The 14,031-nt window shown below is 50.2% G+C and carries 9 protein-coding genes; 7 read left to right on the forward strand and 2 right to left on the reverse strand.

Annotated features, from left to right (window positions below):
* Positions 1 to 91 precede the first annotated feature (91 nt).
* From rssB to IMQ33_RS11160, 3 genes are all read left to right on the forward strand, one after another.
* On the forward strand, positions 92 to 1,105 hold the full coding sequence (gene rssB, locus IMQ33_RS11150; protein ID WP_037376114.1) for a two-component system response regulator RssB: 1,014 nt from the start codon (positions 92 to 94) through the stop codon (positions 1,103 to 1,105).
* A 381-nt stretch (positions 1,106 to 1,486) separates the two neighbouring features.
* Entirely contained in the window at positions 1,487 to 2,830 is a 1,344-nt protein-coding gene (locus IMQ33_RS11155; protein WP_046808297.1) for a UDP-glucose/GDP-mannose dehydrogenase family protein, read from the forward strand.
* 9 nt (positions 2,831 to 2,839) lie between these two features.
* Entirely contained in the window at positions 2,840 to 3,850 is a 1,011-nt protein-coding gene (locus tag IMQ33_RS11160; protein ID WP_186580430.1) for an NAD-dependent epimerase, read from the forward strand.
* 169 nt (positions 3,851 to 4,019) lie between these two features.
* Here the strand turns inward: IMQ33_RS11160 and hns are convergent, their stop codons facing one another.
* Entirely contained in the window at positions 4,020 to 4,427 is a 408-nt protein-coding gene (gene hns / locus IMQ33_RS11165) for a histone-like nucleoid-structuring protein H-NS (protein ID WP_024486694.1), read from the reverse strand.
* Positions 4,428 to 5,304: 877 nt separating this feature from the next.
* On the opposite strand from hns, the gene IMQ33_RS11170 reads away from it, so the two are divergent.
* Entirely contained in the window at positions 5,305 to 5,889 is a 585-nt protein-coding gene (locus IMQ33_RS11170; RefSeq protein ID WP_024528791.1) for a thymidine kinase, read from the forward strand.
* 163 nt (positions 5,890 to 6,052) lie between these two features.
* Here IMQ33_RS11170 and adhE read toward each other — a convergent pair whose 3' ends face one another.
* Positions 6,053 to 8,728: a bifunctional acetaldehyde-CoA/alcohol dehydrogenase gene (adhE, locus tag IMQ33_RS11175; protein WP_065685687.1), complete on the reverse strand. Its 2,676-nt coding sequence runs from the start codon at positions 8,726 to 8,728 to the stop codon at positions 6,053 to 6,055.
* A 519-nt stretch (positions 8,729 to 9,247) separates the two neighbouring features.
* Between adhE and IMQ33_RS11180 the strand changes: the two genes are divergently transcribed.
* From IMQ33_RS11180 to oppA, 3 genes are all read left to right on the forward strand, one after another.
* Positions 9,248 to 9,892 carry a YchE family NAAT transporter gene (locus IMQ33_RS11180; RefSeq protein ID WP_021181228.1) on the forward strand — a complete coding sequence of 215 codons (645 nt, stop codon included), beginning with the start codon at positions 9,248 to 9,250 and terminating at the stop codon, positions 9,890 to 9,892.
* Between the two features lie 679 nt (positions 9,893 to 10,571).
* A complete protein-coding gene (locus IMQ33_RS11185; protein WP_065685688.1) occupies positions 10,572 to 12,209 on the forward strand; it encodes an ABC transporter substrate-binding protein in 1,638 nt (545 codons plus the stop codon).
* A gap of 152 nt (positions 12,210 to 12,361) precedes the next feature.
* Complete coding sequence (gene oppA, locus IMQ33_RS11190; RefSeq protein WP_065685689.1) at positions 12,362 to 13,999, forward strand: oligopeptide ABC transporter substrate-binding protein OppA; 1,638 nt, start codon at positions 12,362 to 12,364, stop codon at positions 13,997 to 13,999.
* Positions 14,000 to 14,031: the final 32 nt, after the last annotated feature.

Genomic DNA, 14,031 nt, shown 5'->3' on the forward strand with positions numbered 1-14,031 from the left:
GGTGGAATGATGCTATTGGGCGTGTTTTCGACAGGCACAAGTGCTCATTATGAGCCACTATTACAACATCAAAAGGGAAGAGGCTGGGTCGATGGCATTACCACTGATAAGCAAGCGCATCTTAATCGTTGAGGACGAACAGGTTTTCCGTTCTGTGCTTGTAGGTTATCTTGCATCCTTGGGAGCACAAACCAGCGAGGCGGCCAATGGTCTTGTGGCGTTGAGTGCGGTTGAAGAGTTTGCTCCCGATCTGATCCTGTGCGATCTCGCCATGCCGGAAATGGACGGCATCGAGTTTGTTGAGCATCTGCGCTTGCAAGGGATAAAGATCCCGGTCTTGGTGATCTCGGCGACCGATAAGATGGCGGATATCGCCAAGGTGCTGCGGCTCGGCGTACAGGATGTGCTGCTGAAACCGTTGAGCGATCTCAACCGGCTGCGTGAAGCGGTACTGGCTTGTCTCTATCCTAATATGTTTACTTCGCAGGCGATCGAAGAGGCCGAGCTGTTCCAGGATTGGCAGGCATTAAGCCAAAACCCCTCCGAGGCCGTGAGATTACTCAAGCAGTTACAACCCCCCGTGCAGCAGTCTATTGCCGGTTGCCGTATTAATTATCGGCAATTAACCACCAGCGAAAATCCGGGGTTGGTGCTGGATATCGCGGCGCTATCGGATAAAGACCTGGCGTTTTATTGCCTGGATGTCACTCGTGCGGGAGATAATGGCGTGATGGCTGCTTTGCTATTGCGTGCTTTATTCAACGGCTTACTCCAAGATCATTTAGCCAATCAACAGCATCGTCTGCCGCAAATGTCCGCATTGTTAAAACAAGTTAACCAATTATTGCGCCAAGGCAAGTTGGAAGGCCAATTTCCGCTGTTGGTGGGCTATTATCATGCCGAATATAAGAATCTGGTGCTGGCCTCTGCCGGTTTGCATGCCAATGTAAATACAGGAGATAACCTGATTCAATTAAGTAATGGCGTACCCTTGGGAACGCTTGGCACCACTTACATGAATCAAATTAGCCAACGCTGTGATGCCTGGCAGTGCCAGGTCTGGGGTAGCGGTGGCCGGTTACGTCTGATGCTGAGTGCTGAATAAATCATCGATGGAACACCCGCTATTGCCTCTGCCTATTCTCCATTAACGTCGTTTCCATAGGTAGTTGTCTTAATTTATTGCTATTTGAGCTTGGGGTAATACTCAACGGATTTAAGCTGGTATACTTTGCGGGTTTTTCGTATGGCGGAGTAAGTGCGCAATTTGAGAGTGAAAATAGAGCTACTTAGATAGAGCGACAGGACCTCAGTAGCCATTTACGGGTGATAAGCCCGTTTGCGAGCTCTTTGACCCCTAGCGTGTCGAGACGAAAAGGCCACCCAATACGGGTAAAGAATTGTTGGTTTGGCTGCTACCTAGGGTGGCAGACAAACAGAAGTAGCTTGATAACTTTTTGTTAAATTTGAAAATTAGGACTTCCCGATGAAAGTAACCGTTTTCGGTATTGGCTATGTTGGCCTGGTACAGGCAGCCGTGCTGGCTGATGTGGGTCATGATGTCATGTGTATCGACATCGATGAACAGAAGGTCGAAAACCTCAAGAAAGGCAATATTCCGATCTTTGAACCGGGCCTGACTTCGTTGGTACAGCAAAACTATGAAGCCGGTCGCCTACATTTCACTACCGATGCGAAAGCCGGTGTTGCTCATGGCGCGATCCAGTTTATCGCCGTGGGAACGCCTCCGGACGAAGATGGTTCTGCCGATCTGAAATATGTCACCGCCGTGGCACGTACCATCGCCGAACATATGACAGACCGCAAAGTGGTGATCGATAAGTCAACCGTACCGGTAGGTACCGCTGATAAAGTTCGTGAAGTGATGACCGAAACGCTGCGCAAGCGTGGCAGCGACTTGGCGTTTGATGTTGTCTCCAACCCGGAGTTCCTCAAGGAAGGGGCAGCTGTTGCCGATTGTATGCGCCCTGAGCGCATCGTGCTGGGTACCGACAACAAAGACGTCATCGAGCCGCTGCGTGAGCTGTATGAGCCGTTCAACCGCAACCACGACCGTATGATCCTGATGGATATCCGCAGCGCAGAGCTGACCAAATATGCCGCCAACTGCATGCTGGCGACCAAAATCAGCTTTATGAACGAAATCTCTAATCTGGCAGAGATGTTGGGTGCGGACATTGAAAAAGTGCGTCAGGGGATCGGTTCGGATTCACGTATTGGCTATCACTTCATTTATCCAGGTTGCGGCTACGGCGGCTCCTGCTTCCCGAAAGACGTTCAGGCGTTAATCCGTACCGCAGAGCATATCGGTTATCAACCGAAACTGTTGCAGGCGGTAGAGCAGGTGAACAACCAGCAGAAATATAAGCTGACCCAGTTCATCAAGCATCATTTTGCTAATGATGTAAAAGGGAAAACCTTCGCGCTGTGGGGCCTGGCATTTAAACCTAACACCGACGATATGCGTGAAGCTTCCAGCCGTGTGCTGATGGAGACTCTGTGGGAGTTAGGTGCCAGCGTGCAAGCCTATGACCCGGAAGCCATGGCCGAAGCGCAGCGTATCTATGGGCAACGTGCCGATCTGAAACTGATGGGGACCAAAGAGGCGGCGTTACAGGGAGCCGATGCGTTGGTGATCTGTACCGAATGGCAGAATTTCCGCGCCCCGGATTTTGATGCGATTAAGGCAGCCTTGAAGCAGCCCGTCATTTTTGATGGCCGTAACCTGTTTGATCCAGAACGTCTGCAAGCTCGCGGCTTTACTTATTATGGTATTGGTCGCGGCGCATCGATTAAGCCGGTCATCTAAGAGGTGAGCATGAAATTCCTGGTAACAGGTACTGCAGGGTTTGTTGGTTATCACGTAACGGAGCGTCTGCTAGCCATGGGGCATCAGGTTGTCGGTATCGACAACCTGAATGATTATTACGCTGTCAGTCTGAAACAGGCGCGGCTCGACATGCTGGCTAATCAGCCAGCATTTGAGTTTATCAAACTGGATTTGGCCGATCGCAATGGAATTGCCGAGCTGTTCGCTGAACATCAGTTTGAGCGAGTCATTCACCTCGGCGCCCAGGCCGGGGTGCGTTATTCGCTGGATCACCCCTTGGCTTATGCGGATTCCAACCTGATTGGCCATTTGAACATTCTTGAAGGGTGTCGGCATAATAAGGTTGGGCATTTGCTGTACGCGTCTTCCAGCTCGGTTTATGGCCTGAATCGCAAGCTACCGTTTTCGACGGATGACTCGGTCGATCACCCAATATCCCTGTATGCGGCGACGAAGAAAGCCAATGAGCTTATGTCGCACAGCTATTCGCATTTATATGGTCTGCCAACCACCGGCCTGCGATTTTTCACCGTATATGGCCCTTGGGGCCGTCCTGACATGGCGCTGTTTAAATTCACCAAGGCGATATTGGCCGGTGAGAGTATTGATGTATATAACCACGGTGAGATGCATCGTGACTTTACTTACATTGATGATATTGCCGAGGCGGTAGTACGCTTGCAGGCCATTGTTCCTCAACCCAATGCCAATTGGACGGTGGAAAAAGGGTCTCCAGCCAGCAGTTCTGCGCCTTACCATGTCTATAATATCGGCAATAGTAGCCCTATTAAGTTAATGGAATATATTCATGCTTTGGAGGCTGCGTTAGGTATCACGGCGCATAAAAATATGCTGCCGATGCAGCCTGGTGACGTTTTGGATACCAGCGCGGATACCGAGGAGCTATACCAGACTATCGCGTTTAAACCAGAGACCAGCGTTGATGAAGGGGTTAAACGGTTTGTTGATTGGTATCGGGCGTTTTATAACGTTCAGTAACCGAGCGATAGACGGGGAAAATAAAGGGGCTTAGGCCCCTTTTTCTTTTCCTGTACATGAGAATTTTGCTAGTCAACCGGGATAACGCGCGTGAAGGTCAGGGTGAATGCCGTGGCTGCAAAGCAAAAAGGCTCCCATAGGGAGCCTTTTGAAGGTAACTAAAATGCTATTACAGCAGGAAATCGTCCAGAGATTTGCCTTGCTCTTCGATAGCTTTTTTAATCACGGCTGGAGTACGGCCCTGGCCAGTCCAGGTTTTCATTTCGCCGTTTTCGTCTTTATAGTGGTATTTAGCTGGGCGTGCAGCACGCTTGGCTTTACCAGCGGCTTTGGTAGCAGCCATAGTTTGCAGCAGTTCGTTTGGATCAATACCGTCTGCAATCAGCATTTCGCGGTATTGTTGCAGTTTACGAGTGCGCTCTTCAATTTCTGCTTGAGCCTGGCTGTCTTCTTCGCGGCGTTCGTTAACAACAACTTCCAGCTTCTCCAGCATCTCTTCCAGTGTTTCCAGGCTGCATTCTCTTGCCTGTGCACGTAGAGTACGGATGTTGTTCAAAATCTTCAATGCTTCGCTCATTGTTCTAGTCTCAAATTATATTGGTGGGGGGGCGTGACGATAATAATAGAGTGCTCCTTTCTTTTCTGCAATAGCCAAATTGAAAGAGTGACTAAATTTATCTTTAAAAAACCGATATTGAGAACTGTCCGACTAATAACATAGGGGAATCAGGCTTTAATCCCCCCCGGTTTTTATGCCAAATTCTCCAGCCGGAAGGCATAATCGCCGAGCTTAAAGTCATTTTGGCCCGCTTGACATAATTATGCTCTATAACAGTATCAGGAAGGATTTGTGTCCATAATCACTTCCCCAAAAGGACTAGTACTGTAAAGAATGGGGGTATAGTGGTAAACAGCCTGTCAGGAGCAAGTAAGTTGTTAAGCGTTCCAATTAACCGGGCAGTCATCGCTCAAAACACATTTAATTGCATGACTGGTGGGAGGGGCTGGGCAGGCTGTTTGCTCGCTGGCAGGACATATGCGTTTGAGCATTAATGAATTTAGTTAATCATTAACAATAATTAATTGTGCTTGATAAACCACAGTAATCTGTAAATAGATGTAAAAGTGTCCGCTGCGCGTGTAAAATGTTTCACATGAAACTTGGCTGATGGCTATTTTCTTAGGCCAAGATAATGTCAGCTCGCTTGCTGAGTCTGACCACGGTCTATGCTACACTGTCAACCTGCACCTTCTGACAGTATATACCCGTCGTCTCTCAGGCCGCAGCGTTGTTAACCGCAACAGACTCATCAACCGGGGGCGAATATATTCTCCCTTATTGGCAAGGGCGCAGTGAAGCGTGCCAGCAAGACCAGGGGATGAGTCAGCGGGGGGCTCAGCTGCAACCAGAAAGCCTTAGGGTATATATTTTAAACCATTGGAGTCGCGGCCACATGGCTCAGCTTTATTTTTATTATTCCGCTATGAATGCGGGGAAATCGACGGCACTGTTACAATCTTCATATAATTATCAAGAACGTGGTATGCGCACGCTGGTGTTCACCGCGGAGATCGACCACCGCTTCGGCGTGGGCAAAGTGAGTTCGCGGATTGGGTTGTCGTCGCAGGCACAGCTTTATAATAACGCCACTCAGCTGTACGCCATGATTAATCAGGAGCATCAGCAGCAGCCCGTACATTGCGTGCTGGTGGATGAGAGCCAGTTTCTGACCAAAGAGCAGGTTGAAGAACTTTGCGAGGTGGTCGACCAACTGGATATTCCGGTGCTGTGTTATGGCTTACGCACGGATTTTCTTGGGGAACTGTTTGTTGGCAGCCATCATCTGCTGGCTTGGGCCGATAAACTGGTCGAATTGAAGACCATTTGTCATTGTGGGCGTAAAGCCAATATGGTGCTGCGCCTGGGGGATGATGGCAAGGCGATGCATATGGGGGAGCAGGTGGTGATCGGGGGTAACGAAAGCTATGTTTCGGTATGCCGCAAGCACTACAAGGAAGCGATCAAAGCTCCAGAGTGATATTGCGCCATAAGCGCCGCAGAAGGCCTATGCGGCGTTTTTTGATGCCACCCTGTAGGTCAGCTGGGATTGCTGTCCAAATAGCGTGGTGCTCATTGGGTGCAATTTATCTCACGCATAAAAAAACCCGCCTTTCGGCGGGTTTTGACCATTCAGAGAACGGTTATTTCTTGGACTTTTTTTCCGCTTTAGCTGCAACCGGTGCTGCAACTACCGCCTCTTCTTCAGTCGCTTCGCTGAATTCGCGACCGTAGAAGGTATCCATCAAGATTTGCTTGAGTTCGGCAATCAGCGGATAACGTGGGTTAGCACCGGTACATTGGTCATCAAACGCATCTTCAGACAGTTTGTCGACCTTGGCCAGGAAGTCGGCTTCTTGTACGCCAGCTTCGCGGATCGAGGTTGGAATACCCAGCTCTGCCTTGATTTCGTCCAACCATTTCAGCAGTTTTTCGATCTTCTGTGCGGTACGGTCACCGGCAGCGCTCAGACCGAGGTGGTCTGCGATTTCCGCGTAGCGACGACGTGCCTGAGGGCGGTCATACTGGCTGAAGGCGGTCTGCTTGGTCGGGTTGTCGTTGGCGTTATAACGGATAACGTTAGAGATCAACATGGCGTTAGCCAGGCCGTGCGGGATGTGGAACTCAGAACCCAGTTTGTGGGCCATTGAGTGACAAACACCCAGGAAGGCGTTGGCAAACGCGATACCGGCGATGGTAGCGGCGTTGTGTACACGCTCACGAGCAACCGGGTTTTTCGCCCCTTCGTGATAGCTGGCTGGCAGATATTCTTTCAGCAGTTTCAGCGCTTGCAGCGCCTGGCCGTCTGAATATTCGTTGGCCAGTACGGAAACGTAGGCTTCCAGGGCGTGAGTGACCGCATCCAGGCCGCCGAAGGCGCACAGGGATTTAGGCATGTTCATCACCAGGTTGGCATCGACAATCGCCATGTCCGGGGTCAGAGCATAGTCAGCCAGTGGGTATTTCTGGCCGGTGGCGTCATCGGTCACAACCGCAAACGGTGTCACTTCTGAACCGGTACCTGAAGTGGTGGTGACGGCGATCATTTTCGCTTTCACGCCCATTTTCGGGAACTTGTAGATACGCTTACGGATGTCCATAAAGCGCAGCGCCAGATCTTCGAAGTGGGTTTCAGGATGTTCGTACAGCACCCACATGATTTTCGCAGCGTCCATCGGTGAACCACCACCCAGCGCGATGATCACGTCTGGTTTAAAGGAGTTCATCTGCTCGGCACCTTTACGTACGATGCTCAGCGTTGGGTCAGCTTCAACCTCAAAGAACACTTCAGTTTCAATACCGTGCGATTTCAGAACCTTGGTGATCTGATCGGCATAGCCGTTATTGAACAGGTAGCGGTCGGTAACGATGAAGGCGCGTTTTGCCCCGTCGGTAGCCACTTCTTCCAGCGCGATTGGCAGTGAGCCACGGCGGAAGTAGATCGATTTAGGAAGTTTGTGCCACAACATGTTTTCTGCTCGCTTCGCTACAGTTTTCTTGTTGATCAAGTGTTTTGGACCGACGTTTTCAGAGATGGAGTTACCACCCCAGGAACCGCAGCCCAACGTCAGTGACGGAGCGAGTTTAAAGTTGTACAGGTCACCGATACCCCCCTGAGAAGCCGGGGTGTTGATCAGAATACGTGCGGTTTTCATTTTGTCGCCAAAATACTCTACGCGTGCAGTCTGGTTATCTTGATCGGTGTACAGACAAGAGGTGTGACCGATACCGCCCATGGCGACCAATTTCTCGGCTTTGCTGACGGCATCTTCAAAATCTTTGGCACGGTACATCGCCAGGGTAGGTGACAGTTTTTCGTGAGCAAATGGCTCAGATTCGTCAACCAGTTTCACTTCACCGATCAGGATTTTGGTGCTGGCAGGCACTTTGATACCGGCCATTTCAGCGATTTTTGGTGCAGACTGGCCAACGATAGCGGCGTTCAGGCCACCGTTTTTCAGGATGATATCCTGAACGGCTTTCAGCTCTTTGCCTTGCAGCATGTAGCCGCCGTGGGAAGCGAAGCGTGCGCGCACTGCATCGTAGATGGAATCCACTACGATCACGGACTGTTCAGACGCACAGATCACACCGCTGTCGAAGGTTTTTGACATCAGGATGGAAGCAACAACGCGTTTGATGTCGGCAGTTTCATCGACTACAACTGGGGTGTTACCGGCACCAACGCCGATAGCCGGTTTACCAGAACTGTAAGCGGCTTTAACCATGCCTGGGCCACCGGTTGCCAGGATCAGGTTGATGTCTGGGTGATGCATCAACTGGTTGGACAGATCAACCGTTGGCTGGTCGATCCAGCCGATGATGTCTTTTGGTGCGCCAGCAGCAATAGCAGCCTGCAGCACGATATCTGCGGCTTTGTTGGTGGCGTTCTTGGCACGTGGGTGTGGGGAGAAAATGATGCCGTTACGGGTCTTCAGGCTGATCAGCGCTTTGAAGATTGCGGTAGAAGTTGGGTTGGTGGTTGGTACGATACCGCAAATCAGGCCAATTGGCTCTGCAATGGTGATGGTACCGAAAGTTTCATCTTCGGAGAGGATCCCGCAGGTTTTTTCGTCTTTATAGGCGTTATAGATGTATTCTGAAGCGAAGTGGTTTTTGATGACTTTGTCTTCAACGATACCCATGCCTGATTCTTCAACGGCCAGTTTAGCCAGAGGAATACGGGCATCTGCGGCGGCGAGGGCAGCGGCGCGGAAGATCTTATCAACTTGCTCTTGTGAGAAGTTGGCATACTCGCGCTGGGCTTTTTTGACACGTGCAACTAGCTCGTTCAATTCAGCGACATTCGTTACAGCCATGATGCTCTCCTGATAAATGTTAAACTCTTTCAGTAAATAAGCCGTTCGAGGAACTAGTATAGACATCTGTCAGGAAGGCGTCTGTTAGATCATGAGACATTTCCCGCAGTTAGCGACCCATACTGCTGATTTACTTAAAGAGCTTTACCAAGTGCAAGTTGGTAGTAGGCAAGCGAGACAGAAATCGGTATCCATACCTCGTACTACCTTTTGACTACGACTAAGAGCTTAACTATTCCTGAGTAGATATTTTGTGATGTACATCATAAAAATCGCAAGCTGACACCTTTCAGCTTGCGGTTGTTGAGAGTTATTATCAACAAGGTGTTTGGTGATGACCTGATGATACTGAATAACAGCAGGTAACACACAAGGAATTAACAATAGCGAATTGTTTTGTAACATTCTGTTGGGGTAGGGAAAAATGCTGGCCGGGTGGATGGATTAGCTGGCGCAATTCCATTACATTAGCGCGCATCGGCAGTGTCTCTTTTTACAGCTATTTATGCGGAGTTTTTCGTGGGCCAATCTCTGTTGGATTTTTCCGGCTACATCAAGTTCTTTGTCGGCCTGTTTGCGCTGGTCAACCCGGTAGGTATTCTGCCGGTGTTTATCAGCATGACCAGCTATCAGGCCGAGGTCGGGCGTAACAAAACCAACCTGACGGCTAACCTGTCGGTGGCGATTATTTTGTGGACCTCGCTGTTCCTGGGGGAGGGCATATTGCGTATGTTTGGTATCTCCATCGACTCTTTCCGTATTGCCGGCGGCATTTTGGTGGTGACCATCGCCATGTCGATGATCAGCGGTAAGCTGGGTGAAGACAAACAGAACAAGCAGGAAAAGTCAGAGAGCGCGATCCGTGAAAGCATCGGGGTCGTTCCCTTGGCGCTGCCGCTGATGGCCGGGCCGGGTGCCATCAGTTCGACCATTGTCTGGAGCTCTCGTTACCACAGTTGGCAGAACCTGTTAGGTTTTACCGTGGCGATCGCTTTGTTCGCTTTCTGTTGTTGGCTCTTGTTCCGGGCAGCTCCGCTGCTGGTGCGTTTGCTGGGGCAAACCGGCATCAACGTCATTACCCGTATCATGGGGTTGTTGTTGATGGCGCTGGGTATAGAATTTATTGTCACCGGCATCAAAGCCATTTTCCCTGGGTTGTTATAACCTTAATAAAGCCGCGGATAATCCTGTTTGCGGCTTAAGTTATTTTTAATTTTTCAAATTATCTCAGCTTATGCATTATTAAAGTGCATAACCTGCCTGCTTTTCATTCTATTGCCCCAGCCTGTGGCACAAATCTCACTTTATCGGTTGATAAAGCACCAAGATGTTATTTTCTCCACTTTTAAAATCCGAGTGACGGGGTTTTTGTCTCCCTATGGGTAAAATTGTTGTTAATTTAATCACATCATTCTGTAGGGCTTGTCTCCGTTTCACACAGGTGTTATTAGTGATTAACCACGCATAGGCAGGTGTTTATTCTCTGAACGGCATTTTTGTTAACTGAATGTTTCTTTTGAGTGGTTTTTTTCATCCTGGAAGAAAAGGTTAAAAGTGAAGCCGCTATTTATCCAATAAAATCATGGCATTAATCGTTGTCTAAGCAGGTGGGAAGGCTAGGTGTCTGTAGGGCTATGGGATAATAAAAGAGAAATGCTTAACATTTCTGTAAAAATTATTAGCTATGAATTTTTGCTTCTGCTAATTTCCGAGCAACTTATCAGAAGGAAAAATCTTATCTTTGGCGCGCCAAGTAGGAATGATTTTTGCTGGTATCCGTATATTTAGCCCGCTTGATAACTATTTCACAATTATTGCTTAGCCGTGAAAAGGAGCCTGTACTATGCCGCAAACCACGAAGCATCAACCGTTGACCGTTATCATCGCCGCCGTGTTGGGGATGATCGCCAGCCAAAACCTGCAGGCCGTTGAGGTTCCGGCCGGTGTGCAATTGGCACCACTGCAGCGCATGGTGATCAACAACGGTTCAGAAGTCGCTTCGTTGGATCCGCATAAGGTCGAAGGAACGCCTGAAAGCAATATTATCCTCAACCTGCTAGAAGGGTTGGTCAGCACCGATGCCAATGGCCATCTGGCCCCTGCGGTGGCGGAAAACTGGGAAAATACCGATTACCAGACGTGGACTTTCCACCTGCGTCCAGGGGCGGTATGGAGTGATGGCTCTCCGGTGACCGCGCAGGATTTCGTGTATAGCTGGCAGCGGCTGGCGGATCCTAAGACCGGTTCCCCTTATGCCAGCTATCTGCAATACGCCCGAATTGAACATATTGACGCTATTCTTGCCGGTAAGAAACCGCCTGAATCGCTGGGTGTCAGCGCCATTGATGAGAAAACGTTGAAGGTGACGCTCAGTGAGCCGGTGCCCTATTTTGTCAGTATGCTGTCCCATACCTCAATGAAGCCGGTCAAACAGTCGGTAGTCGAGAAATTTGGCGATAAGTGGACACTGCCACAGAACTACGTGGGTAACGGGGCATATCGCTTATCTGAGTGGGTCGTCAACGAACGTATCGTGCTCGAACGCAGCCCGAGCTACTGGAATAACAGCAAGACGGTGATCGAGCAGGCCACGTTCCTGCCGTTGTCCTCCGAGGTCAGCGACATTAACCGCTACCGCAGCGGTGAAATCGATATTACCAATAGCGCCATCCCGCCGAATCTGTATGCCAAAATGAAACGCGAGATCCCAGAACAGCTGCACGTTAACCCTTACCTGTGCACCTTCTATTACGAGATCAACAATCAGCGTGCGCCGTTTACCGACGAGCGCGTACGTGCGGCAGTCAAGTTGACGCTGGATCGCGACATTATTGCCAACAAGATCATGGGCCAGGGCCAAATCCCCGCCTACAGCTTTACGCCAACCTTTACCGAGGGGGGTAACTTCAGCCAGCCTGAATGGGCAGGGTGGACGCAGGAAAAACGCAACGAAGAAGCGAAGAAGCTGCTGGCGCAAGCAGGGTTCAACGCTGAGAAACCGCTCAAATTTACCCTGTTGTACAACACCTCCGATCAAAATAAGCAGCAAGCCATCGCTGCTGCCTCAATGTGGAAGAAGAACCTTGGCGCCCAGGTCACATTGCAAAATCAGGAATGGAAAACCTCGCTGCAGAGCCGCCATGAAGGGCAATTTGATGTGGCCCGTGCCACCTGGTGTGGTGATTACAATGAACCGAGCGCGTTTCTGAATATGCTGCTTTCCAACAGCAGCAATAACACCTTCTTCTATAAAAGCCCGGCGTTCGATGCGCTGATGGCCAGCACCCTGCAAGCGCCTGACGCTGCTGCACGCGGGGCCATTTATCAGCAGGCGGAGACCTTGCTGGACAAAGATTCTGCGCTGATCCCGGTTTATTATCGGGTCAGTGCGCGGCTGGTCAAACCTACGGTTGGCGGTTTCACCGGCAAAGACCCGCAAGACTATATCGATCTGAAAAACTTTTACATCATCAAACAGTAATCAAGGGTATTTCCGGCGGTGATAGCAGCCGGTAATACACAGGAAAGGCAGCGCCGTTTCGTTCCACGGCGTCCAGCCATAGCAACCCCCGGTTAACGGGCAACGCAACTCCCACGACGGAGTTGTGATAATAAAAACTGGAGTTTATACACATGACCAACATCACGAAGAAGTCCCTGCTGGCAGCAGGCATTATTGCGGCGCTAGGCTTGACGGCGGCAGGAACTGCTTTTGCGGCCGATGTGCCAGCGGGCGTTCAACTGGCAGACAAGCAGGAAATCGTTAAGAACAACGGTTCCGAAGTACAATCCCTTGACCCGCACAAGATCGAAGGCGTGCCTGAAAACAACGTCACTCGCGATCTGATTGAAGGCCTGGCGAATAACAGCGTGGACGGTTCAGTGGTGCCGGGTGTCGCAGAAAGCTGGGATAACAAAGATTTTAAAGTGTGGACCTTCCACCTGCGCAAAGACGCCAAATGGTCGAACGGTGAGCCGGTAACGGCACAAGATTTCGTGTATAGCTGGCAGCGTTTGGTTGATCCGAAAACGGCTTCTCCTTATGCCAGCTATCTGCAGTATGCCCATGTAGAAAACGTAGATGACATTATCGCCGGTAAAAAAGATAAATCGACCTTGGGCGTGAAGGCCATCGACGATCATACCTTCCAGGTGACGCTGACCGAGCCGGTTCCATATCTGGTGGAAATGACCCCGCACTACGCCATGAAGCCGGTGAATAAAGAAGCGGTAGAGAAGTTTGGTGAAAAGTGGACCTTGCCAGAGAACTACGTGAGCAACGGCGCATACAAGCTGAAAGACTGGGTGGTAAACGAACGTATCGTGCTGGAACGTAACCCGCAATACTGGGATAACGCCAAAACTATCATTAATAAAGTCACCTTCCTGCCGATCGCTTCAGAAGTCACCGACGTCAACCGCTACCGCACCGGTGAAATCGACATGACCTATAACAACATGCCGATCGAACTGTTCCAGAAGCTGAAAAAAGAGATCCCGAACGAAGTGCACGTTGATCCCTACCTGTGTACTTATTACTATGAAATCAACAACCAGAAAGCACCGTTCACCGATGCTCGCGTACGTGAAGCGCTGAAGCTGGGGATGGATCGCGACATTATCGTCAACAAGGTGAAAAACCAGGGCGATCTGCCAGCTTACAGCTTTACTCCTCCTTACACCGACGGTGCCAAGTTGACCCCGCCAGAGTGGTTTGGCTGGACGCAGGAAAAGCGTAACGAAGAAGCCAAGAAACTGCTGGCCGAAGCCGGTTATGGCCCGGGTAAACCGCTGACCTTCTCGCTGCTGTACAACACCTCCGATCTGCACAAGAAGCTGGCCATTGCAGCTGCGTCTATCTGGAAGAAAAACCTGGGTGTGGACGTGAAGCTGGTGAACCAGGAGTGGAAAACCTTCCTGGATACCCGCCATCAGGGCACTTATGACGTGTCACGTGCTGGCTGGTGTGCGGACTACAACGAACCAAGCTCCTTCCTGAACATGATGCTGTCTGACAGCAGCAGTAACACCCCGCACTATAAGAGCGCAGAATTCGACAAGCTGATGGGCAACGTCTTGACGGCGAAAACCAAAGAAGAGCGAGCCGATCTGTATCAGAAAGCCGAAGTTCAGCTGGATAAAGACTCTGCTATCGTTCCGCTTTATTACTATGTGAATGCTCGCCTGGTGAAACCTTACGTGGGAGGTTATTCAGGCAAAGATCCACTTGATAACGTTTACGACAAAAACCTGTACATCATCAAACATTGATGCGGCAAGGGCTGGCTGCACAGGTCGCCAGC

It is taken from the genome of Serratia sp. Res13-Sevr-LER1-36-b, from assembly GCF_015673035.1.
GTDB lineage: Bacteria > Pseudomonadota > Gammaproteobacteria > Enterobacterales > Enterobacteriaceae > Chania > Chania fonticola_C.